Genomic DNA, 22,540 nt, shown 5'->3' with positions numbered 1-22,540 from the left:
AGATCAGACAGGAAAGAGCAGACCACATGAGCAACCTCCTCAGCATCGGCAAGACCGGCTTGATGGCGGCCCAGACGGGCCTCGCCACGACCGGTCACAACATTACCAATGCGAGCGTGCCCGGCTACAGCCGCCAGGGCATCGTCCAGGGGACGCTGCCACCGATTAACCAGGGCGTCGGTTATATCGGCACGGGCACCGAGGTTGCTCAGATCAAGCGCTATTACGACAACTTCCTGAACACCCAGGTGCTGAACGCCCAGGCCAACCAGGGCTCCGTGGACGCCTACCTGGGCCAGATCAGCCAGATCGACAACATGATGTCCGACAGCACCATCGGCCTCTCGCCGGCGCTGCAGGACTTCTTCAAGGGCGTGCAGACGGCCAACTCGACGCCGTCGCTGCAGGCCGCGCGCGAATCGATGCTGTCGTCGTCGCAGACGCTGGCCGCGCGCTTCCATGAAGTGTCGGGCCGCCTGTCGGAACTGCAGGAAGGCGTGAACAGCTCCGTCGAATCGACCGTCAACTCGATCAATGCGTTTACCACCCAGATCGCGGACCTGAACAAGAAGATCGCAGCGGCCACGATGGACCCGCTCAATCCCCCGAACGACCTGCTGGACCAGCGCGACCAGCTGATCCGCGACCTGAACCAGCAAGTGAAGGTCACCGTGCTGCCGAGCGACAACAATATGCTCAACGTGTCGATCGGCTCGGGCCAGCCGCTGGTCGTCGGCGTCGGCAGCATGCAACTGGCCGCCATCCCGTCGACGACCGACCCCGGCCGTACCGTCGTGGGTTACCAGACGGCCGGCAAGGTGTCGACCTTGCCGGACGATACCTTCACGGGTGGCGCGCTGGGCGGCCTGATGGCGTTCCGCAACGAAACCCTGGATCGCGTGCAGAACCAGATCGGCCTGATCGCGGCCGGGATGACGGATGCGTTCAACGACCAGCACCGCCTGGGCCAGGACCTGGACGGCAAGCCGGGCGGCGACTATTTCAAGCCCATCAAGGCGTATATCGGCTACGACACGCGCAATTCGCCGCTGAGCACGGCGAAGATCGACGGCACCGTCACGGATGCGTCAAAGCTGACGGGCGCCGACTACAAGGTCAAGGTCACCACCGCCGGCGGCAACAATTACTACAACATCGAGCGTGCCGACGGCACGCCGCTGAACCCGGCCGTCGCACCGATCCTGGCCAATCCGGCCGGTACGTCGATGGAAATCGACGGCGTCACGTACAACTTCTCCGGCACGCCGCAGACGGGCGACCGCTTCGAAGTGCGCCCCACGTACACGGCCGCAGCCGAATTCGGCGTGGCCATCACGGATTACCACAAGGTCGCGCTGGCGGCGCCGATCGCCACGTCCACGCCCGTCGGCAACAAGGGCACCGGCACGATCAGCGCCGGTACCGTCGATGCGACCTACCTGGCGCCGGGCAATGCGCTGGCGGCGCCCATGGACCTGACGCTCCAGCCGGCTCCCGCAGGCGCGGACACGCGGCCGGAGCTGGCGGGCTTCCCGGCAGGCCGGACGACCAACGTCGTCCTGACGCGGGCCAACGGCACGACGGAATCGTTCGCGCCGGGCACGCCGGTGCGCTTCGAGACGGGCGCCACGCTCAGCTACAACGGCATGAGTTTCGCCATCGGCGGCACGCCACAGCAGGGCGACAAGTTTACCGTCGGCCCGAACACGACGGGCGTGGGCGATGGTCGCAACGGGGTGCTGCTGGCCGGCCTGCAAACGAAAAATATCCTGAACGGCAACAGCGCCACGTTCCAGGGCAGCTATGCGGCCTCCGTCAACTACGTCGGCAACAAGACGCGTGAACTGCAGGTCGGCAGCGCGGCTGCCGAAACAACGGTAAACCAGGCGATGGCGTCGCAGCAAAGCGTGTCCGGCGTGAATCTGGACGAGGAAGCAGCCGATCTGCTGCGCTACCAGCAGGCCTACCAGGCCGCCGGCAAGGTGATGCAGATCGCGGGTCAGATGTTCGACACGCTGCTGCAGATCCGGTAATCGAAGGAAGGAACAGGACCATGAGTTTGCGTATCAGCACCAGCATGATGTACGACCGCGGCACCAACCAGTTGGGCACGCTGCAATCGAACATGCTGAAGACCCAGATGCAGCTGTCGACGGGCCGCCGCGTGCTGACGCCCGCCGACGACCCTGTCGCCTCGGCGCGCGCACTGGAAGTGACGCAGTCGCTGGAAATCAACGACCAGTACAAGACCAACCGCCAGACGGCATTGTCGTCGCTGGCGCAGGTCGATACCACGCTTGGAACGGTAGGGGAGCTACTGACCGACGTCAAGAACACCATTCTGTACGCCGGCAATCCGGCGCTGTCGATTGCCGACCGCGAAGCGCTGGCCGTCGACCTGGAAGCGCGCATGGGCGACCTGCTGGGCCAGGCCAACACGGCCGACGGCACGGGCGGCTACGTCTTCGCCGGCTACAAGACCAACACGCTGCCGTTCGCCCAGACCGCCACCGGCGCCGACTATTACGGCGACCAGGGCGAGCGCGAGCTGCAGGTGGGATCGGGCCGCAAGATGGCCATCAGCGCCTCGGGCAGCGCCATTTTCGAGCGCAACCTGACGGGCAACGGCACGTTCCTGACGAAGCCGACCGGCGCCGGCAACACCGGCACGGGCATCATCTCGCCGGGCACCGTGACGGGGACGGTCAAGGGCCACGACTACACGCTGTCGTTCGCAAAAGACGCCACGACGGGCAAGATGCAGTATTCCGTTGTCGACGTCACCAACGGCAACACGCCCGTGCTGCCCGCAACGGATTACAAGGCCGGCGAGCCGATCACGTTCGAAGGCATCACGTTCGACGTCAAGGGCGAGCCCGCCGCCGGCGACCAGTTCGCCGTCGAACCGAGCAAGAACCAGTCCGTCTTCACGTCGATCCAGAACGTCATCAACGCATTGCGCTCGACGGGCACGGGCCCGACGGCCGGCGCCAAGCTGACCAACGCGCTGAATGAAGCCAACCAGAACATCCAGAACGCCTCGGATAACGTGCTGTCCGTCCGCGCCTCCGTCGGCGCCCGCGGCAAGGAACTGGACTACCTGGACTCGGCCGGCTCGGAAATGGACATCCAGTACCAGACCCAGGTGTCGGACCTGATCGAAGTCGACCCGATCGAAGCCGCTTCGCGGTTTGCGCAGCAGACCACCAGTTTGCAGGCGGCGCAGCAGACTTTTAAGACTGCTACTAGTCTTTCGCTGTTCAACTACATCAATTAAGCGCTGGGGGCGGCAGGCATGTCCCGCCAACCGCCCGGGCGCGTGGTTGATCGTTTTCCCGGCTATACCTGCACGCATCATCGGCCCACAAGCGTCAGGTGACGCGTCTCAACAGGTGGGCTCGGCCTTAGGCGTCACCGCCACCTGCTCCACATACGTTCCCACGAAGTTACGCCGTCCGGACAGCGTGACCCGCGAGCCCACTTGCACAGCCGGGACGGCCAGCATTTTGTCCGCGAGCACCACTTCAAAGCGCGCCTCACTTCGCGCGCACGCCAGCTCCCATCGCGTGCGAGGCTCCTTTCGTGTTTTCTCCGTAATGTCAACGACTTCCAGCGTGTGTCTGACGGGTTGGTTTTTGAGTCCTGTCACGAATATTCCCAAGACATTCGCGCCGAGAATCGCGGGGATGCAGGTGACCGCCACGGTGCCAAGCGCAAGGTTCAGTGCATCCTTCCTCGCCCGTCGGGGGCTTACGAGCGAGCGCCGGTTGCCGTCGTTGCATGCGAACCACCAGCAGACCGCAAGCAGGGCAGTCGTGGCCAGTGATATCAGAAAGCGCTCGCCAAATGTCGAGCTGAATAAATACGGCATTATGTTGACAAACGGTACGGCTGCCAACGGAAGGACCCAGGCCAGAAAGACGCCAATAACAAAAACAATTCGGGCAATGGTCTTCATAAAGTCTTCGATTTTCTGATAAGCATACTTATACTGATAACGTAGTTTCTGAGGCGTTTCGAACGGCGAGCGGCCCAATTATGACCTCTCTGCACATTGCCTGTCCGGCGCAGTAATGATGGACTGTCTCCAGAGGTGTAAATAAAATCTCCAGACAAAACTCGCCGCTTGTCCTGAGAACAACAACACCGTACACTGAGGCATTGTGGGCGGCCGCTTTCGGCCAGAAGTAACCATTGTCAGGCGGCTTGCAAATGTCTGCGATGGCCAAGACTTTGTGTTCCAGAGGCTCTTGTCACTATCGGCCTTGTACATTTGATCAACGGTGGTTCAGTCGGGCCAGCGTAGCGGCGCCCTAAGACGGACGCTAACCCGTCATGTGCTGGGCGCTAGGTCTAAACTATACTGCGACGCAGCCATTCAGCGCATTTCGCTGGATGAGAGGAGATCATGAAAGACGAAGTCCAATCAGGGTACAAGCCTGTCCAGGATCATGTTCTGAAGACATTGGGCATTGCGGTGATCGCCGGACAGAGTGTCGAGCGCTTGATGGGCACTTGCCTGACGTTCCCACTGCAAGGCGAGCCACTGCTGACTGTAGAGCAGCTTCAGACCCTGCTTGAGCGGCACTCTAAAGCGACTCTCGGGCAACTGCTCAAAGCGCTGCGGCAACGGGTGGATCTGCATCCCACCTTTGAATCGCCACGACTATTGTAGACACTTCTGAGCCATAATATCGGGCAAAAGGAGATCGTATGAGCGGCAAGCGGTACACAGAGGAATTCAAGATTGCAGCAGTTAAGCAGGTAGCCCAGCGTGGGCACCCAGCGAGTGAGGTGGCGGAGCGGCTCGGAGTAAGCATCCATAGCCTGTACGCCTGGACGAAGCGCTATGGCGTGCCCGAGGCGGAGCGAAAGGCTGTCGATGCTCAGTCTGACGAGATGCGGCGCCTGAAGGCCGAGCTCAAACGCGTCACGGAGGAGCGTGACATATTGAAAAAGGCCGCGGTGTACTTTGCCAAGACGTCCGGGTAAGGTACACCTTAATTGCTCAGTTACAGGACCAATTCCCGGTGCGCCGGCTGTGCAAAGTGCTCGAAGTGCATCCGAGTGGCTTTTATGCATGGCGTCTGAATCCTGAAAGTAAGCGTGCCAAGGAAGACAAGCGTCTGCTCATCCCTATCAAGGAATCGTGACTTGAAAGCGGCAGCGTGTACGGCTACCGCAAGGTCAGCGACGATCTGCGCGAGCTTGGCGAGCAGTGCGGCATTAACCGCGTCCATCGGCTGATGCGCTCCGCTGGGATTGGCTCGCAGACAGGCTATGCCAAGCGCAAGTACAAACGCGGCGGCGCACCATCGCTGGTGGCACCAAATCACTTGCAGCGCCAATTTGATGTAGCAGAACCGAATTGCATCTGGGTGACGGACATAACATACATCCGCACGCATGAGGGTTGGCTGTATTTGGCCGTAGTGCTTGATCTGTTCTCGCGTCAGGTGGTCGGCTGGTCGATAAGTTCCCGAATCGATCGCGAGCTGGCATGATCGCGCTATTGATGGCTGTCTGGCGTCGGCAGCCCAAGAATTCGGTGATGGTGCATTCCGATCAGGGCAGTCAGTTCAGCAGCTACGACTGGCGCGACTTCCTGACCGAGCACAACCTGCAGCAGAGCATGAGCCGACGCGGAAACTGCCACGATAACGCCGTGGCCGAGAGCTTCTTCCAACTTCTGAAACGGGAGCGAATCAGGCGCAAGACCTACGGCACTCGGGAAGAAGCAAAGCAGGATGTCTTCGATTACATCGAGATGTTTTACAATCCAAAGCGCCGGCACAGCTTCAGCAATGACTTGTCGCCGGTCGAGTATGAAAAGCAGTATTTCAAGCGGCTCGCGAGTGTCTAGAAAACTCGTGGCGATTCACTTCAGTGACAAATAGGTAAGAGCATGTTAGGCTCTGGCACTTAATATTATATGGTGCACCCATGGCAGGAGAAATTATCAGGCTCGGTGATCCGACGAGTCACGGCGGAACGGTACTTGAAGGAAGTCCTACCGACATCTGTTTCGGCAAGCCGATTGCCTTTATCGGACATAAAACATATTGTCCTAAATGCAAAGGTACGTTCCCCATCAGCGAGGGTGCCATGACCACTACCTTCTACGGGAAGGGAGTGGCGCTTGCGGGTATGAAAACAGCGTGCGGGGCTGTCTTGATCGCTACCCAGTTTACCGACACTGTCGAATATAGCGGTGGCGCTGCGCCGCGAACAGTCAGCCCCCCGGCAGCCGCCACGTCTGCTGCCCTTGACGCAGCCCTCGGTGAAATACCCGCCACGTCGCCTGCGGGTGACGCTCACCATGATCACAAATTCGACCTCGCCTTCCGTGTTCAGGATGAATCGACAGGAAAGGCGCTTGCGTATACGCGCTACCGTATCACCCTGGACGACGGTACTGAGCTTATAGGTACCACGGACGCCGACGGCATGACCGAAAAGGCATGCTCGGACCACCCACAGAACGCGACGATAGAAGTACCCTACTATGAACACGACAGCACCGCTCACACCGACCACGAACACTACGCCTGCGACTGTTAGCGTCGCGCCTGAGCTCAGCGGTCCTGTGTGGTGCGGCCGCTTTCCGGGTAGCCGCGAAACATCAACTCTTAAGCCTGACTTCCGGGACAACTGTAACGCGTTCATTGCTGCGATTGAGGCGGCAGGGGGTGTCAAGACCATAGCGGCGACCTACCGACCACCTGAACGCGCATACCTCATGCACTGGGCACACAGGATCGTAAAGAACGGTTTCGATCCGGCGATGGTACCGCCGATGGCAGGCGTTAACATTAAATGGGACCACCCTACGCTGGCGGCTTCCGTGAACGCGGCGCGCCAGATGTCGGCCGGGTTCGGTATCGGAGGGCTGGCCGCGAATACACCGCCCGCCCTAAACACCTTGCATACAAGAGGCGAAGCGATCGACATGTCGATTACCTGGACCGGCACGCTGAACATCGCCAACAAGGATGGCTCGATCACGGAGATCAACACCATGCCGCGCACCGGCATGAACCTGCAGCTTAAAGCTGTTGGACTGACGTATGGCGTCAAAAAATTCGTCGGCGGAAATGCTGACAAACCGCACTGGTCAACCACCGGACACTGATATGAAGTTTCTTGCTACCTTTTTGATCGCCGCATGCCTCGTTCCGACGGCGCGCGCTGTAGAGCCGGCGTCGGCGCGCCTGCTCGGCTACTATTCGAATATGCAGACCGAAGGCGCTGACGATCCACATTTTGTTTCTGGATACAATGTTGCGCTCTACCAACGCGAAGCGGAAACGTTCGGTCAGGTCATGGTCGCCATCGGCAGCTCCGAACCGGCCCCCGCAACCATTCAAAAACTGACATACGATCCGAAGAAAAAATTGCTGACCTTTATCGCCGAATACTCAAGCGGTCTTGCCAGCAATCCCGTCAAAGGAGCGCCCGACCGCGAAGCTTTGCAAGTGCTCACCTTCAGCGGGGTCGTGCGTCCGCAGTCGATTTCCGGGAAGGTCGGTATCAGGGATTTCTACTGTGGTCAATGCAAGCCGGTGTTCAAACGCGTTACCCTCAAGCGTATCAGTGAAATGGGGAGCCCGGGCGAAGTCCAGTCCACTGCGCAATAGTCGCCCGGCTAACTGGGCCAATGGCGCTTTACAACGTGTACGGCTATCCATCGCTGTGATGCCCGCTACCGCTACGGCCGCCTTCAGGTGTGTTTTCCCGCGTTGCGCCAGATTGGGGCGGAGCGGATGTAAGCGGCCGGGAACCGGGCGCTAAGAACGGCCGTGTACGCATACGAAGCGATGCCATGGCCGAACCGATTGTTCCTAAGACCCTTCTGCGCTTTATAGAAGCTCATCTTCCAACTTGCCGTAGACCCCGAAAGGCGGACAACAGCAAAATAGCGCTGTGCAACGAGTTATCAAGCAGGCCTTCCTCTCGCTTTCCTTAACACTCATCTTTTGAAGATATGTCGCGAAGTTTGGTCAGACACCCTAAGGCTACTGCCGAGGCGGCGCCAGGATGGGCTTCGCCGGCACATCCCCCTTACCGGCAAACGCCCGCGACAGATGCCGCGCCTTCTCCGTCCCCGATCCGAGCAGATTCATCAGTGGCGTCGACAGATACGGCAGCGCAATCATCAGCACGAGGAAGCCGGCGCCCAGGGTGATGGGAAAGCCGATGCCGAACAGGTTCAGCTGCGGCGCGGCGCGGGTCAGGATGCCCAGTGCGACGTTGGTGATGAGGAGGGCGGCGATGACGGGCATCGACAGTTGCAGGCCGGCGCTGAAGATTTTCGCGCCCCACGTGGCCAGGTCCCAGAAGCCGCCGCCGTGGAAGGTCGTGCTGGCGATCGGCAGCGTGAAGAAGCTTTCGGCGAGGGCTTCCAGCAGCAGCAGGTGGACGTTGGCAACGAGCATCGACATCGTGGCGATCCACGTCAGGAACTGGGCGATGCCGGACGAGCGGCCTTGCGACATCGGGTCGAAGAAGCTGGCGAAGCCCAGGCCCATCGTCAGGCTGCTGATTTCGCCCGCCATCTCGACGGCGGCAAAGACGATGCGCATGGCGAAGCCCATCGCCACGCCCGTGATGAGTTCTTTCGCCAGGATCAGCAGTCCGGCATATGAGGCGGGGTCGGCGGCGGGGACGGCAGGGACGAGCGGCGCGATGCCGATGGCGATCACGATGCCCAGGCTCAGCTGGACGGTCTGCGGGATGCGCGGGTTGCCGAACAGCGGTGAGGCCGTGATCAGGCCGAGGATGCGCGTCAATGGCCAGATCAGGCCGGCGATCCACGTATTGATCTCGGCCGCGGTGAGCACCAGCATCGGCCGTTACCCGACCATATTGGGGATGCCGGTGAAGATCTCGCGCATATAGTCCGTCATCACGGAAATCATCCACGGACCGGCCACGACCAGCGCGACAAACACGCCCACCAGTTTCGGGATGAACGACAGGGTCTGTTCGTTGATCTGCGTGGCCGCCTGGAAGATCGAGACGATCAGGCCGATGACGAGCGCCACCAGCAGCAGCGGCGCCGACACCATCAACGTGATTTCCATTGCATGCCGGCCCATCGACAGGACGCTTTCCGGTGTCATGGCGCCTCCTAGTAGAAACTCTGGGACAGCGAGCCCAGCAGCAGTTGCCAGCCGTCGACCAGCACGAACAGCATCATCTTGAACGGCAGCGAGATGACGGCCGGCGACATCATCATCATACCCATCGACATCAGCACCGAGGCGACCACCATGTCGATGATCAGGAACGGGATGAAGATGGCAAAGCCGATCTGGAACGCCGTCTTCAGTTCACTGGTGATAAATGCCGGGATCAGGATGCGCAGCGGCACGTCTTCGGGACCCTGCAGCGCGGGGCTGCGCGAGATCTTGACAAACAGCGCCAGGTCGGCCTGGCGCGTCTGCTTCAGCATGAACGTCTTCAACGGCGCCGAGCCCCGTTCCATCGCCTGCTGCATCGTGATCTGGTTGGCCTGCAGCGGCTGGTACGCTTCCGTGTAGATACGGTCGAACGTGGGGCCCATGACGAAGAACGTCAGGAACAGCGCCAGGCCGACCATCACCTGGTTGGGCGGCGCCGTCTGCGTGCCCAGCGCCTGGCGCAGCAGCCCCAGCACGATGACGATGCGGGTGAAGCCAGTCATCATCAGCAGCACCGCGGGCAGGAACGTCAGCGACGTCATCAGGATGAGCGTCTGGATCGTCAGGCCGTACTGCGTGCCGCCGCCCGGCGCCGCGCTCGTGGTGAACGCGGGGATCGTCGGCGCGGCGCCCGCGATCAGCGGCAGCGCCAGCAGGCCGGCCGCCAGCGCAGCGGCGCAGTAGAGATTCCTCGAATTACTTGCCATTGCGCTTTTCGATCGTCTGTTTGAACCACTCGGAGAAATTCGTGGCCGGCAGGTTCGGATGTGGTCCCGGCATGGATGCCGCGGCTTCCTGGCGCGGCATCGTCGCCAGCGCGTTCATCCGCCCCGGGGAGGCGCCCACGACAATCCACTGGTCACCCACTTCCACGACCAGGATGCGCTCGCGCGTGCCGACCGACATCGCGCCCACCAGCTTGACGGCCGAGCCGCCCGTGACGGTCTTCGGCCCGAAGCGTTTCAGCATCCAGGCCAGGCCCATGACGATCGCCAGCACGGCGGCCAGCGCGGCCACGGTCTGCAACAGGCTGCCGGCAGCGGACGGCGCGGCCGGCATGGCCGTCGGCGTGACGGGCCGGGCGCCGGCCAGCGCGGCCTGCTGCTCCGGCGTCGTGGCGCGCGGCTGGGCCGGCGCGGCCGGGTCCGGCGTCTCGGCGACGGGCGCGGTGGCTGGTGCGCCGGCAATGGCCGGGTCGACCGGCACAGTGGCCGGTTCGCCTGCCTTGACGGGCGCCACGGTACGGTTGATGGGCGCCGTGACGACGGGCGTGGAAGAGGTCTGCGCAGAAACGACAAAGCTGCTGGTCAGCAAAATGCCAGCCAGCAGCGTCGTCGACAGCGCCTTGCAGGACGCGTAGGTCATTTATTCAGTTTTCGGATGCGTTCGGAAGGGGTGATGATGTCCGTCAGGCGGATACCGAATTTGTCGTTCACGACCACCACCTCGCCCTGGGCGATCAGGCAGCCGTTCACCAGCACGTCCATCGGTTCGCCGGCCAGGCCATCGAGTTCCACCACGGAGCCCTGCGCCAGCTGCAGCAGGTTCTTGATGGCGATCTTGGTGCGGCCCAGCTCGACCGTCAGCTGGACGGGGATATCGAGGATGAAGTCGATATCGTTGTGCGTTTCCGTCTTCGGGGCCGTCTTGGAGAAATCCTTGAACACGGCGGCCGTCGCGGCCTGGCTTTGCAGCGCTTCCGCTTCGGCCTTGGCCTGCTCGGCAATCGCGGCACCCCACAGATCGTCGTCGGCTGTTTGATCGTCTTGGTTGTCAGACATGTTTCGCTCCTGCGTTACCGCAAATCTTATTTACTGAGATTATCGCTGTTGGCGAGGAGTTTCTCCACCTTCAGCGCGTATTGTCCGTTCAGGACGCCGTACGTGCAGTCCAGCACTGGTACGCCATCCACGGTTGCCTCGATCGTTTCCGGAATATTCAGCGGAATCACGTCGCCCACCCGCATGTTCAGGATCTCGTCGAAGCTGACCTTGGCCGTGCCCAGCCGTGCCACCAGTTCCACTTCGGCGATCTGGATCTGCTGCGTCATCAGGCGGATCCAGCGCTTGTCCACTTCCAGTGCCTCGCCCTGCAGCGACGACGTCAGCGCATCGCGGATCGGTTCGATCATCGAGTACGGCATGCAGAAGTGGATCTGCCCGGACACGGAACCCAGCTCGACCGTGAACGTCGACGCCACCACCACCTCGTTCGGCGTGGCGATGTTGGCGAACTGCGTGTTCATTTCGGAACGAATGTACTCGAATTCGACGGGGAACACCGGTTCCCATGACTTCGTGTACGCCTCGAACACGATATCGAGAATGCGCAGGATGATGCGCTGCTCGGTGGCCGTGAAGTCGCGGCCCTCGACGCGCGTGTGGAAGCGGCCGTCGCCGCCGAACAGGTTGTCCACCAGCAGGAACACAAGGCCCGGATCGAACACCATCAGCGCCGTGCCCCGCAGCGGCTTCATGTGCACGAGATTCAGGTTGGTCGGCACGACCAGGTTACGAATGAACTCGCTGTACTTCGACACGCGGACGGATCCGACCGACACCTCCGCGCTGCGGCGCAGGAAGTTGAACAGACCCACGCGCAGCAGACGGGCGAAACGCTCGTTGATAATTTCCAACGTGGGCATCCGGCCGCGCACGATGCGCTCCTGGGTTGCCAGGTTGTAGGTTCTGACTCCCGCGACTTCCTCGGGCGCGGCGACGTCATCCTGATCGCCGTTCACGCCTTTCAGGAGGGCATCGACTTCTTCCTGGGAGAGAAAATTATCGGCCATGACTCTTTATGTTCGCTGTGTGCTTACTGGATGATAAACGAGGTAAATAATACTTCCGAGACTTCCTGCTCGTCGCCATGTTCCTCGAACGGCTCGTTGACCTGTTCGAGAATCTCCTTGCTGAGCTGCTGCTTGCCCTCGGGTGTATTGATTTCCGACGCCTTCTTCGAGGATAGCAGGAGCAGTATCCGGCTGCGCACCTTTGGCATATTGTTCTTGATGCCCTCGGATTGCTCGGCATCGGGCACCTGCAGCGTAAACGCCAGCTGCAGGTACTGTTCGCCTTCCTCCGGCTGCAGGTTGACGGTGAACGCCTCGACCGGCACGTACACGGGCGGACCGGCTTCCTTCTTTTTCTTCTTCGATTTCTTCTTGACGGGCTCGTCGTCGTGCTCGGCACTGTCGTCCTGGCCCTTCAGCATGAAGTAAGCACCGCCGCCGCCGCCGATGGCGAGGATCAGCACGGCCACGATAATCATGATCAGTTTTTTCTTGGAACCGCCACCGGCCGGTGCCGCTTCGGCTTTCGCATCAGCCTTCATCTTCTCGCTTTCACACTGCCCCGGGTTGAAGGAGATGCGCGGCGGGGCAGGTCCGCGCAGTTCCAAGCCTGGCCGGATACGACGCCGGCTCGATTATGTCATTCTAGGGGCAACCGCCGCGCCAACATCGCGCGAGCAGAGGGCGGAATTGCCGCCACTCTTTTGTTTCCACCGCGCATTATGCTGCCACTAGGCGAACGTGTCGACCGCCCCCAGTATGGCGCGCCGCACCACCGGCTCGGGCTGCGCCTGCGCCGGACCTTCGCCGCCGCCGTTATTGAACCGCCGGCTGCCGGCCGCGGCGCGCGCTTCGGCCTGTTCGGCAAACGCCTGGCGCTGGTCCTGGCTACCTGTCGAGACGCTGGCCTCGCCGAGCTGGATGCCCGCTTCGCTCATCGTTTCACGCAGTTTCGGCATCGCGTCTTCCAGTGCCTGGCGGGTTTCCGGCTCGGCGGCCATGAAGCTCACGCTGGCCTGGTCGTTCGACACGTTCAGCACGATCTGCAGCGGACCCAGGTCGGGCGGATTCAACGTCAGCGAGGCGCTCTGGTCGCCACCGGCCACCATCCAGACGACTTTCTGGCCCAGCTGCTGCTCCCAGGCGCTGCTGCCGACGCGGGCCTGCAACTGGTTCGACGCGGCCACGTCGGCCGCCTGGGCCGTGGCGACCAGCGTCTGGGTCGCCTGCGGCAGCACGGGCTGGGTTGCCGCCGCCGCGTCCGCCAGCTTGGCGGCAAACGCTTCGGCCTTCATTTCTGTCTTGACGGCGCCGGCGGACAATTCCAGCTTGCCCGCATCCAGCGCCCGTGCATCGGCGCCGGGGAGGGCGGCCGCATCGGCCTTGCCCTTGCCCGCCGCGCCCGTATCGGCGCCCAGTCCCGCATCGGGCTTGCCGCCCTTGCCGGCTTCATCTGCCGTCTCGTCCTGCAGCGCGGCCAGCGGATCGCCGGCCGTGCCGCCTTCGGCGGGCACGTCGGCCGTGCCTTCGGCTGGTCTGGCCGCCTGGGTCTGCTGGTTGTATGCGGCGATCATGGCCAGCATGTTGGCCATCGGATCGACGGCTGCGGCGGCGGCTGCTGCTGCTTCGGCCGCCGCGGCATCGGCCGGTTGTGCAGTGGTCTCTGCCGGTGCAGCCTCGGCCGCCGCTGCGGTCGCGGCGGCTGCCGTTGCGTCCGCCGCTGCGGTATCGCGCGTGCTGTCGGCCGCGTCCGCTTCCTGCGCCTGCTCCGCCGCGTCGGCCGCCTTGGCCTGGCTGGTCTGCTGCGCCGGCTTGGCCTGGTTCGCCGCGTTGGCCTGGCTGGTCTTTGCAGCCGGATTCGGCGTGACCGGTTTGGACGGTTGCGCCTGGGCGGTCGGTGCCGGTTTCGTCATCGGCGCCGACTTCATCGGTACCTTGATGGGCTGCGGCAGGGGCTGGCGCTCGACCTGACGCGCCAGCGCCTGCTTGAAGTCCAGGTCGCCCTCGGCGCGCTTCTGCCCGGTCGGTACGCTGGTGTTCAGTAGAGTGTTCTGGATGGACTGGGTCTGCATGGGACGCGGCCTTGCTCTTTCGCTGGTAAATCGTGAATCGGTACGCCGGGATCAGCGCTTGTAGAAGGCCTGCCGTGCAGCGTGCTCGTCCATGGCCTTCTGGTCGCGCTTGGCTTCGATCTTTTGCTGCCGGGCCGCTTCACGGTCGCGCAGCGTCGAATAGGACATGCGTTTGCGCTCGGCTTCCTGCCACTTTGTCTTTTCCATCTCGCCGCGCTTCTGGGCATGCCGCACCATCTCTTCCTGGCCTTTCACGGCCGTGTCGAGCTTTTCCATGAACGCCTGGAAGTTGCGGTAAGCCATCGGCGTGATGCCGCCCTGCTGCGCGGCGTCGAAGCGGCGGCCGTATTCGTCGCGGTAGCCGATCAGCATCTTCAGCTTCTCTTCCGCATCGGTGACGGCTTTCAGCGCGGCACCCAGCCGCTTGGCGCAGTCGTCGGTTTCGCGACGCGCCATGTCGATCAGTGTTTCAAGTTGGGAAGTCGAGGCCATATTGCTGATTATAGGCAACAGGCAACGGATTCAATCAGTCGAACAGCGTGGCCAATTGCCCCAAGCTCTCGGCCATATCGACCCGTTCCGTGATCCGCTGCTGCAGGAAATGCTCGATGCGGTCGTGCAGCTTGATGGCCTGGTCCAGCACGGGATCGGTGCCGGGCGTGTAGGCGCCCACGGCGATCAGGTCGCGGCTGCGTTCGTAGCGGGCAAACAGCTGCTTCAGGCGGCGGGCCTGGGTCTGGTGTTCCTGCGAGGTGATCGAGTGGGCGGCCCGGCTGATCGACTGTTCGATGTCGATGGCGGGATAGTGGCCCGCTTCGGCCAGCCGCCGGTTCAGCACGATGTGCCCGTCCAGGATGGCACGCGCCGAGTCGGCAATCGGGTCCTGCTGGTCGTCGCCTTCCGTCAGCACCGTATAGAACGCCGTAATCGAGCCGCCGCCTTCCTCGCCGTTGCCGGCCCGTTCCACCAGCACCGGCAGTTTGGCAAACACGGATGGCGGATAGCCCTTGGTCGCGGGCGGTTCGCCGATGGCCAGCGCGATCTCGCGCTGCGCCATCGCGTAGCGGGTCAGCGAGTCGACGATCAGCAGCACGTTCTGGCCCTTGTCGCGGAAGTGCTCGGCGATGGCGGTCGAATAGGCGGTGGCCTGCATCCGCATCAGCGGCGGCGTATCGGCCGGCGCGGCGATGACGACGGAGCGGGCGCGGCCTTCCTCACCCAGGATATGATCGATGAATTCCTTGACCTCGCGGCCCCGTTCGCCGATGAGTCCGACAACGATGATGTCGGCCGCCGTGTAGCGCGCCATCATGCCCAGCAGCACGGATTTGCCCACGCCGGAACCGGCGAACAGGCCCATCCGTTGGCCACGGCCGACCGTCAGCATGGCGTTGATGCAACGCACGCCCACATCCAGTGTCTCGACAATGGGGGCGCGGCCCAGCGGATTGAGGGGGCGCACGTTGATGGGCGCGCTGTCGGAAGCGTGGATGGGACCGAGCCCGTCGAGGGGCCGGCCGGCGCCGTCAACGACGCGGCCCAGCAGTTCCGGCCCGACCGGCAACTGACGCGCGCGGTCGCTCGTGCGCCGCCGTGGCGTGGCGCTCGACACGGAGCCAGGTCGCGGGATCAGCGGTTCGGCGGGAAAGACGCGGGTGCCGGGCACGATGCCTTCGACGTCGCTTTGCGGCATCAGGAACAGGCGGCCGCCTTCGAAGCCGACGACTTCCGCCTCTACGCGCCCGCCCGCGGGCAGCGGCACGGTGCACGCCGCCCCCACCGCGAGGCGCAGGCCGACGGCCTCCATGACGAGGCCGGCAACGCGGGTAACGCGGCCGGCCACCTGCATGGGCTCGACGAAGTCCGCCACGGCGGCGCAGTCGGACAGGTAGGAACGCCAGCGGCCGGCGTGCAACGCCGCGCCGGCCTGTTCAGTCACATTCGCGTCCATGGGCACTCCCTAATCCAGCCACGCCACATTTTTGCCGAGCGCCGCCGCGAGGCGGGTCCAGCGCGATTCGATCTGGGCATCGACCTGGTTGGTGGCCGTGTCGAGCCGGCAGCCGCCGCGGGCGATCGACTCGTCCTCGGCGATACGCCAGCCGTCCTTGGCCAGTTCCTCGCCGATGGCGGTGCGCACGACGGCAGCATCCTCCGGGTTGAGCATCAGCACGGCCGGCTGCTGCACGCTTGGCAGCGTGTCCACGGCATCGCGCACGATCGGCACGATCAGTTCCGGCTTGACGGGCAATGCCTGGCGCACCATCGTGCGGGCCAGGTGCATGGCAAGCTCCAGCACATCCTGCGCGATCAGCTGGTCGGCGCCGCGCAGCGCCTCGGCAAACTGTTCCGCCAGGCCGGCCAGCGGCGCCAGCGCGGTGGCGGTGGCTTCCTCGCCCTCGCGGATGGCTTCGTCCTCGCCGGCGCGGTGGCCTTCCGCGTAACCGTCCTGGTAGCCCTGCAGCCGCGCTTCCTCGCGGATGGCGGCCAGTTCCTCTTCCGTCGGATAGGCAGGCGGGGCAGGGGCGTTCAGGAAGGCTTCGTATTCCGCCTGGCGTGCCGCTTCCTCGGCCGCAGCCGCCTCGGCGGCGGCGCGGGCTTCGGCTTCCTCGCGCTGGCGTGCGGCCAGCGTGCTGGGCCGTTCGTCGCCGAACGACTTCAGTTCCCAGCGCTGGAACGCCGTCTGCTGCTCTTTCGGAATGTGGGCCAACCAGTACCTCGTTCAGTGCAAAACTGTAGTTTAAACGAAAGAGTCCTCGCCCTTGCCGCCCAACACGATCTGGCCTTCGTCCGCCAGGCGGCGCACGATCTGCAGGATCTGTTTCTGCTGCGTTTCCACTTCCGACAGCCGCACGGGGCCCTTCGATTCCAGGTCTTCCCGCATCATTTCGCTGGCGCGGGCCGACATGTTCTTGAAGATCTTTTCGCGCAGTTCCTGCGACGCGCCCTTCAGGGCGATGATCAGCATTTCCGACTGCACTTCGCGCAGCAGCAGCTGGATGCCGCGGTCGTCGATGTCGATCAGGTTGTCGAACACGAACATCTCGTCCATGATCTGCTGCGCCATGTCGTTGTCGTAGTTCTTGATATTGTCCATCACCGAGTTTTCCTGCTCGCCGCTCATGAAGTTGAGGATCTCGGCCGCCGCGCGCACGCCGCCCAGCGTGGACTTCTTGATGTTCTCGTTACCCGACAGCAGTTTCGTCAGCACGTCGTTCAGCTCGCGCAGCGCGGCCGGCTGCACGCCGTCCAGGGTGGCGATACGCAGCACCACGTCGTTGCGCAGTCGGTCCGTGAAGTGTCCCAGAATTTCGCAGGCCTGGTCGCGCTCCAGGTGGACGAGGATGGTCGCGATGATCTGCGGGTGCTCGTTCCTGATCAGTTCGGCGACGGACGGCGAATCCATCCACTTCAGGCTTTCGATGCCGGACGCGTCCTTGCCGCCCAGGATGCGCGACAGCAGCACGGAGGCCTTGTCGTCGCCCAGCGCCTTGGTCAGCACCTGGCGGATGTACTCGTCCGAATCCAGGCCGACGGTGGAGGCGGCGGCCACTTCGTCGCGGAAGTCATCGAGCACGTCGACAACCTGCTCGTGCGGCACGCCCTTCATCGTCGCCATGGCGGCGCCCAGCTTCAGCACTTCGCGCGGCCCCAGGAACTTCATCACTTCGGCGGCCTCGGTTTCACCCATCGCCAGCATCAGAATCGCTGCTTTTTGCAGTCCGGTACTATCAGTCATTTGCTTCTATCCATGCCTTGATTACGTTGGCGACAATGCGCGGATCTTCTGCGGCGAGCTTCTTGGCCAGGGCCAGGTTGTCGCGGTAGGTGCGCGCGGTGCTTTCTTCCATTTCGGCCATTTGCTGCGCGAAGATTTCCTCTTCGGTCGGACCAGTCGGCTCTTCGATGATTTCCGGTTCCGGTTCCGGCTCCGGCGCATTGATCTCGTCGATTTTCTTGAATACGGGGCGCATCATCGGGCGCACCACACGCATCAGGATGTACAGCAGGATCAGCGCGGTGATCAGGAATTTCGCCAGCTCTTTCGCCATCGGCAGGTTGGCCGGATCGCGCCACCAGTCCAGCGCCGGCTCGGCCGCCTTGTCGACACCGTCGAACGGCGCGTTGGCCACGCTGACGGAGTCGCCGCGGTCCTGGTTGTAGCCCATCGCTTCGCGCACCAGGCTGTTGATCTTGGCCAGTTCGTCGGCATTGAGCGGACGCACCGTCACCTTGCCGTCCGGGCCGACGATGCGGCGGTAGTTCACCACGACACCGACCGTCATCCGCTTCAGGCCGGCGATGGCCTTCTGCTCGTAGCGCACGGTCTTGTCGACTTCATAGTTGGTCGTCGATTCCTTGTGCATCGGACCCGTGCCGGCCGCTGCCGTGCCGCCTGGCACCGTGCCCGGGGCAGGGGCTTCGCCCGGTGGCGTGGTCGTCAGCGGCGCGGTGGCCACGCCTGGCGGCTGGTTCGACAGGGCGCCCGGCACGCCGTTCGGGTTCGCGTTGGTGTTGCCGTTGGTTTCGCTGCTCTGCTGGCTGCGGATGGCCGACGGGGCCGGCGACGAGTTCGGCTTGTACGACTCGGCCGCCTGCTCGACGGCGGAGAAGTCCACGTCCGCGACCGCTTCGGCGCGCACGTTGCCTTCGCCGACGATCGGCTTGACGATGTTCTCGACCTGCTTGATGACCTGGTTCTGCAGTTCCTGCACGTACTTCAGCTGGGTCGCATCCAGGCTCTTGATGGCCGTGTTGCTGTTCTTGTTCTGGTCCGACAGCAGGTTGCCCTGCTGGTCCACGACCGTCACGTTCGCGGGCTGCAGCTCCGGCACGGACGAGGCCACCAGGTGCACAACGGCGCTGACCTGGCCCGGATCGATGGCACGGTTCGGGTGCAGCGTCAGGATGACGGACGCCGTCGGCTTCTGCTGCTCGCGCACGAATACCGATGGCTTCGGCATCGCCAGGTGGACGCGGGCCGACTGCACGGCGCCCAGCGATTCGATGGACTTGGCCATCTCGCCTTCCAGCGCGCGCTGGTAATTGACCTGCTCCAAAAACTGGGACACGCCCAGCTTCTGGTTTTCCATCAGTTCGAAGCCGACGTTGCCGCCTTTCGGCAGGCCTTGCGATGCCAGGCGCAGACGGGTGTCGTGCACCTTTTCGGCCGGGATCAGGATGGCGTTGCCGCCTTCGCTGAACTTGTAGGGCACCTGCATCTGGTCGAGCGCGGCCGTGATGGCGCCGCCATCGCGGTCGGAGAAATTGCTGAACAGGACCTTGTAGTCGGGCTCCTTGTTCCACAGCCAGATCATCAGGATGGTGATCAGGATGGCTGCGACGGCGCCGCCGCGGATGATGTTCTTGCCCATCGCGGTCTTGTAGAAGGGCACCTTGCCTTCGGTTCCGGCGTCGGCGGATGCGTCGATATCGAGTGCTTCGGCGGCTGCAGCCATGTATGCGTTCCAGGGGCGTTAAGGTCGTCTGTTGATCGGGGCCTCAGCGCTGTGGAGCGGGGCCTGATGCACATTATCGGCTGCCTTACGGCAATTTAATCCCGGGAAAAGAGGCTGGTTTCCGGGCCTGCTCGTGGCAGTGGCTTGCCTTGGTGCTGCTATTCTGGAAGCCTGACAGTGCGAGGGAACATCGTTCCCGTAAGCAAGCACCTATTGTAGCAAGGCAAAATGCCGCGTCCGATTGAACGCTGCTCAGCCGGTTGTAGTAGAGCAACAGCGCAGCAACAGCATTTTTGGAGAGTTAATCATGAAGACAGGCGGTATCGACAGCAGCCAGATCCAATCGATGATCGCGCAGCTGAAAGCGGCGGCAACGCGGCCCCAGGCGACGCCGCCCGTCATTCAGACGGAAGCCTCCGCTGCGAAGGTCGACTTCTCGGACGCGCTGAAGGGCGCGCTCGACACGGTCGCCGTCAGCCAGAAAAAAGCGGAAGGCCTGAGCAAGCGCTTCCAGATGGGCGACGACTCCGTCAACCTGTCGGACGTGATGATCTCGATGCAGAAAGCCAGCATCAATATGCAGGCCACGATCCAGGTGCGCAACAAGCTCGTCTCGGCTTATCACGACATCATGAACATGCAGGTGTAAGAAGCCTCCGGGACCATCCCGGATTTCGCCGAACGAAAAACCGGTGACAGGCTCCTATTTTCTGAATTGGCAAAACCGGTGCCAGGCTCCTATTTTTCTGCGAAAAATAGGAGCCTGGCACCGGTTTTGCCGCCGCTTTGCTTTCTCAGCTCAGCTCAGCTCAGTTCAGCCCGGCCATGCGGGCGTTGCGCTCGCGTTCCAGTTTGGTGATGTAGCGCTGCACGGCGCTCATCGCGGCGGTGCTGATGTCGATGAACTGGCAGCCCAGGCGGCGGTTGGCCTTGTTGTTCATCAACGTCATCTCCTGCGCGTTGCGGATCTGCAGGCCCGTGACGATCGGGCCGATCTCCGGCAACTCGATGCGGCAGCCGGCGTATTCCTGGCCGATCGAATCGCCCAGCACGAAACGGTTGTCGAGGATGGCGATGCCGCCGCAGCTGATGTCGGACAGCGGAAACGCCGCTTCGCCGCCGCCTTGCGCTTCCGGCATCGGAATCGTCACGCGTACGGGATTGCCGACCGGTGTCGGCATGCGGTAGAACTCGCGCCGCTGCAGGCGGATCAGGCTGCTTGGCAGCGGGATCTTCAGCGCCGGCACGGCGTCCAGCATGCCCAGCTGCATCACTTCGGTGCCGAAGATGATGCGGATGTTGTCCAGCGTCGTCTCGAACGATACGGGCCGGCCAGACATCAGCCGGGCCGTTTCCTCCGGATCGGAGGGACGGTCCAACAGCACCGTGTCGGTATCGCCGTCCACGTGCAGGATGGTGGTGACACACATGTCGCTGTCGCCCAGGGGCAGCATGCGGATCATCTGCTTTTTTTCGGAAATGCCGCGCAGCAGAGCAAGGATTTCCCGACGCGATCCCACCTCGAAATCGTGCCAGTTGTCCATGTCCGCATCAAAAAGAAAAGGGTACATCAGGGTAGTGTGCTTGAGGTGGTGGGGGGAGCGGAAAGGGCCGGTGCCGGGGGCGGTGGCAGGCCAGACTTTTGCGCCGATTCAATATGATAAAGCCAGGCCAACAGTTCCGCAATGACGCGATACAGTGTGGGCGGGATCTGCCGGTCGAGGTCGATGTCCATCAGCAGCGACACCAGTTCCTTCGATTCATGCACGTAGACGCCGGCCTCGGCGGCAACGGCAATGATCTGTTCGGCAACGAGGCCACGGCCTTTCGCCACCACCTTCGGCGCGCCCTGGCCGTCGCGGTACGCCAGCGCGACGGCGCTCTGCATGGGGCGGCGCGGCGCGCTGTCGTCACTGTGCATCGACTGGCCCCTCGGTGGTGCCGATCGACAGCGACGTCAGCGGCGCGCCGGCGGCGTCCAGCGCCCCCTGCAGCATGCCGGCCCACGCCCGCAGCGTTTCCGTTGTCGTGTCGTCATCGGACTGCACCTGCACGTGCACCTGGTCGCCCACCATCGTCACGTTAGCCGCCACCTTGCCCAGCAGCGGAAAGCGGAACTTCACGCCGCTGCGCCACACCGGCGCGTCCTCGTGACCTTCGCGAGCGTCGCGTTGCGATCGCTCGTCCCTTTCGTCGCGCCGCACTTCCCACTGCATCGGCTGGCCCGGCCACGCCTCGCCGTGCCACTGCACCTTGCCTTGCTCCTGCGTGTGCAGTTGCTGGTTGATCATCTGCGACGCCGACAGGTCCGGCCCCGCCAGCGCCCGGGCGGCGCTTTCGGCCGGCGACTGCCGCATTTGAGCCTCCGCGTGCCGCTGCATCTGCGGTTCGCGCGCCAGGTCCTGCAGCGGCCGCTTGCCTGCGGCCCACTCGGCCACGTGCGATTCATAGAACAGGCCGGACTCGCCCAGCGCATTCTGCAGCTGCTTGCCCAGCTGTTCGGGAACAGGTGTGCCGGGACCGGCCAGCGGCGTCTTGCCGAGAATGATCACGGGCGCGCCGGGCGCCGTGTACGCCTGCGTCAGCGCCGTCGCGATGGCACGCGCGGCCGGGCTCAGGGTGGGCTGGGGGGTATTGCGGTCGAGCTGGGGAAGTTGTTCGCGCGGCGTCAGCGGCGCCTTGCTCAGCAGCGTGGCCGCCGAGCTGGTCGGGGCACCCGTCTGCGTGTGCACGACCGGGCTCTGGGCCGGCTCGGTACCCACCTGCAGCAGCGGCCGGGGCTGCGCCGCCACGACGGTCATCGGCACATCGGCACCGACGTCGGCGCCGGCCGGCAGCATCATCCGGGCATTGGTATCGGCCACGCGGACGAGGAAGGAGCCGTCCGACATCTTTGCCAGCACGGCGCCCTGCACGACCTGGCCGACGAAGGGTTGCAGCGCACGCTGGAATGCCGCCTGGCGCGGGTCGGCAACGATCGGCGTCGAGCCGACCGGTGCCAGGGGCCGCAGCCCGGGGGTATCGAGCCGCTGCACG

At 63.3% G+C, this 22,540-nt stretch carries 24 protein-coding genes and 1 pseudogene; 8 read left to right on the top strand and 17 right to left on the bottom strand.

What is annotated here, in order from left to right; all coding sequences use genetic code 11:
• Window positions 1-26 precede the first annotated feature (26 nt).
• Entirely contained in the window at window positions 27-2,033 is a 2,007-nt protein-coding gene (gene flgK, locus E1742_RS09875) for a flagellar hook-associated protein FlgK (RefSeq protein WP_134384715.1), read from the top strand.
• 20 nt (window positions 2,034-2,053) lie between these two features.
• On the top strand, window positions 2,054-3,277 hold the full coding sequence (flgL, locus tag E1742_RS09870) for a flagellar hook-associated protein FlgL (RefSeq protein ID WP_134384714.1): 1,224 nt from the start codon (window positions 2,054-2,056) through the stop codon (window positions 3,275-3,277).
• Between the two features lie 108 nt (window positions 3,278-3,385).
• Here flgL and E1742_RS09865 read toward each other — a convergent pair whose 3' ends face one another.
• Window positions 3,386-3,958: a hypothetical protein gene (locus tag E1742_RS09865; protein ID WP_134384713.1), complete on the bottom strand. Its 573-nt coding sequence runs from the start codon at window positions 3,956-3,958 to the stop codon at window positions 3,386-3,388.
• Window positions 3,959-4,408: 450 nt separating this feature from the next.
• Here E1742_RS09865 and E1742_RS09860 point away from each other — a divergent pair, with 450 nt between their 5' ends.
• The 5 genes and pseudogenes from E1742_RS09860 (at window position 4,409) to E1742_RS09840 (ending at window position 7,637) form a co-directional block, all read left to right on the top strand.
• Complete coding sequence (locus E1742_RS09860) at window positions 4,409-4,675, top strand: hypothetical protein (RefSeq protein ID WP_206076744.1); 267 nt, start codon at window positions 4,409-4,411, stop codon at window positions 4,673-4,675.
• Between the two features lie 38 nt (window positions 4,676-4,713).
• Window positions 4,714-5,863 (top strand): annotated as a pseudogene (locus tag E1742_RS09855) (IS3 family transposase).
• Between the two features lie 80 nt (window positions 5,864-5,943).
• Complete coding sequence (locus E1742_RS09850) at window positions 5,944-6,561, top strand: PAAR domain-containing protein (protein ID WP_134384712.1); 618 nt, start codon at window positions 5,944-5,946, stop codon at window positions 6,559-6,561.
• Between the two features lie 178 nt (window positions 6,562-6,739).
• Window positions 6,740-7,132: a hypothetical protein gene (locus tag E1742_RS26390; RefSeq protein WP_206076743.1), complete on the top strand. Its 393-nt coding sequence runs from the start codon at window positions 6,740-6,742 to the stop codon at window positions 7,130-7,132.
• A 1-nt stretch (window position 7,133) separates the two neighbouring features.
• On the top strand, window positions 7,134-7,637 hold the full coding sequence (locus tag E1742_RS09840) for a hypothetical protein (protein ID WP_134384710.1): 504 nt from the start codon (window positions 7,134-7,136) through the stop codon (window positions 7,635-7,637).
• Window positions 7,638-8,015: 378 nt separating this feature from the next.
• On the opposite strand, the gene fliR is transcribed toward E1742_RS09840, so the two are convergent.
• From fliR to fliF, 13 genes are all read right to left on the bottom strand, one after another.
• Entirely contained in the window at window positions 8,016-8,846 is an 831-nt protein-coding gene (gene fliR, locus E1742_RS09835) for a flagellar biosynthetic protein FliR (RefSeq protein ID WP_134384709.1), read from the bottom strand.
• Between the two features lie 6 nt (window positions 8,847-8,852).
• On the bottom strand, window positions 8,853-9,122 hold the full coding sequence (gene fliQ / locus E1742_RS09830; RefSeq protein WP_134384708.1) for a flagellar biosynthesis protein FliQ: 270 nt from the start codon (window positions 9,120-9,122) through the stop codon (window positions 8,853-8,855).
• A gap of 8 nt (window positions 9,123-9,130) precedes the next feature.
• Complete coding sequence (gene fliP, locus E1742_RS09825; RefSeq protein WP_134384707.1) at window positions 9,131-9,889, bottom strand: flagellar type III secretion system pore protein FliP; 759 nt, start codon at window positions 9,887-9,889, stop codon at window positions 9,131-9,133.
• The gene (fliO, locus tag E1742_RS09820; protein ID WP_134384706.1) at window positions 9,879-10,547 is read right to left on the bottom strand and encodes a flagellar biosynthetic protein FliO; all 669 of its coding nucleotides are present in this window, start codon (window positions 10,545-10,547) and stop codon (window positions 9,879-9,881) included. Before fliO ends, fliP begins: the two co-directional genes overlap by 11 nt.
• Entirely contained in the window at window positions 10,544-10,963 is a 420-nt protein-coding gene (gene fliN / locus E1742_RS09815) for a flagellar motor switch protein FliN (RefSeq protein WP_134384705.1), read from the bottom strand. Before fliN ends, fliO begins: the two co-directional genes overlap by 4 nt.
• 26 nt (window positions 10,964-10,989) lie before the next feature.
• Window positions 10,990-11,973, bottom strand: coding sequence for a flagellar motor switch protein FliM (gene fliM / locus E1742_RS09810; RefSeq protein ID WP_134384704.1), 984 nt, complete (start codon window positions 11,971-11,973; stop codon window positions 10,990-10,992).
• A 23-nt stretch (window positions 11,974-11,996) separates the two neighbouring features.
• Window positions 11,997-12,515 (bottom strand): flagellar basal body-associated protein FliL, encoded by a 519-nt coding sequence (gene fliL, locus E1742_RS09805; protein ID WP_134384703.1) that lies wholly within the window; start codon window positions 12,513-12,515, stop codon window positions 11,997-11,999.
• A gap of 189 nt (window positions 12,516-12,704) precedes the next feature.
• Window positions 12,705-14,045 carry a flagellar hook-length control protein FliK gene (locus E1742_RS09800; protein WP_134384702.1) on the bottom strand — a complete coding sequence of 447 codons (1,341 nt, stop codon included), beginning with the start codon at window positions 14,043-14,045 and terminating at the stop codon, window positions 12,705-12,707.
• Between the two features lie 51 nt (window positions 14,046-14,096).
• The gene (gene fliJ / locus E1742_RS09795; RefSeq protein ID WP_134384701.1) at window positions 14,097-14,537 is read right to left on the bottom strand and encodes a flagellar export protein FliJ; all 441 of its coding nucleotides are present in this window, start codon (window positions 14,535-14,537) and stop codon (window positions 14,097-14,099) included.
• A gap of 34 nt (window positions 14,538-14,571) precedes the next feature.
• Window positions 14,572-15,996 (bottom strand): flagellar protein export ATPase FliI, encoded by a 1,425-nt coding sequence (gene fliI / locus E1742_RS09790; RefSeq protein ID WP_134384700.1) that lies wholly within the window; start codon window positions 15,994-15,996, stop codon window positions 14,572-14,574.
• Between the two features lie 9 nt (window positions 15,997-16,005).
• Window positions 16,006-16,755, bottom strand: coding sequence for a flagellar assembly protein FliH (locus E1742_RS09785; protein WP_134384699.1), 750 nt, complete (start codon window positions 16,753-16,755; stop codon window positions 16,006-16,008).
• 30 nt (window positions 16,756-16,785) lie between these two features.
• The gene (fliG, locus tag E1742_RS09780; RefSeq protein WP_134384698.1) at window positions 16,786-17,784 is read right to left on the bottom strand and encodes a flagellar motor switch protein FliG; all 999 of its coding nucleotides are present in this window, start codon (window positions 17,782-17,784) and stop codon (window positions 16,786-16,788) included.
• Entirely contained in the window at window positions 17,777-19,504 is a 1,728-nt protein-coding gene (gene fliF / locus E1742_RS09775) for a flagellar basal-body MS-ring/collar protein FliF (RefSeq protein WP_134384697.1), read from the bottom strand. Before fliF ends, fliG begins: the two co-directional genes overlap by 8 nt.
• Before the next feature lie 307 nt (window positions 19,505-19,811).
• On the opposite strand from fliF, the gene fliE reads away from it, so the two are divergent.
• The gene (fliE, locus tag E1742_RS09770; protein ID WP_134384696.1) at window positions 19,812-20,153 is read left to right on the top strand and encodes a flagellar hook-basal body complex protein FliE; all 342 of its coding nucleotides are present in this window, start codon (window positions 19,812-19,814) and stop codon (window positions 20,151-20,153) included.
• Between the two features lie 160 nt (window positions 20,154-20,313).
• On the opposite strand, the gene E1742_RS09765 is transcribed toward fliE, so the two are convergent.
• The 3 genes from E1742_RS09765 to fliK are packed head-to-tail and all read right to left on the bottom strand — an operon-like array spanning window position 20,314 to window position 22,539.
• Window positions 20,314-21,048 (bottom strand): flagellar brake protein, encoded by a 735-nt coding sequence (locus E1742_RS09765; RefSeq protein WP_134384695.1) that lies wholly within the window; start codon window positions 21,046-21,048, stop codon window positions 20,314-20,316.
• Between the two features lie 26 nt (window positions 21,049-21,074).
• Window positions 21,075-21,425: an EscU/YscU/HrcU family type III secretion system export apparatus switch protein gene (locus E1742_RS09760; protein ID WP_134384694.1), complete on the bottom strand. Its 351-nt coding sequence runs from the start codon at window positions 21,423-21,425 to the stop codon at window positions 21,075-21,077.
• Window positions 21,415-22,539, bottom strand: a complete 1,125-nt coding sequence (gene fliK, locus E1742_RS09755; protein ID WP_229466676.1) for a flagellar hook-length control protein FliK — start codon at window positions 22,537-22,539, stop codon at window positions 21,415-21,417. The genes E1742_RS09760 and fliK overlap by 11 nt, the downstream gene beginning before the upstream one ends.
• Window position 22,540: the final 1 nt, after the last annotated feature.

Source organism: Pseudoduganella plicata (genome assembly GCF_004421005.1).
In the GTDB taxonomy this organism is placed as follows: Bacteria; Pseudomonadota; Gammaproteobacteria; order Burkholderiales; family Burkholderiaceae_D; genus Rugamonas; species Rugamonas plicata.
The sequence above is the reverse complement of the archived record's forward strand: the minus strand, read 5'-3'. Positions and strand labels throughout refer to the sequence as shown.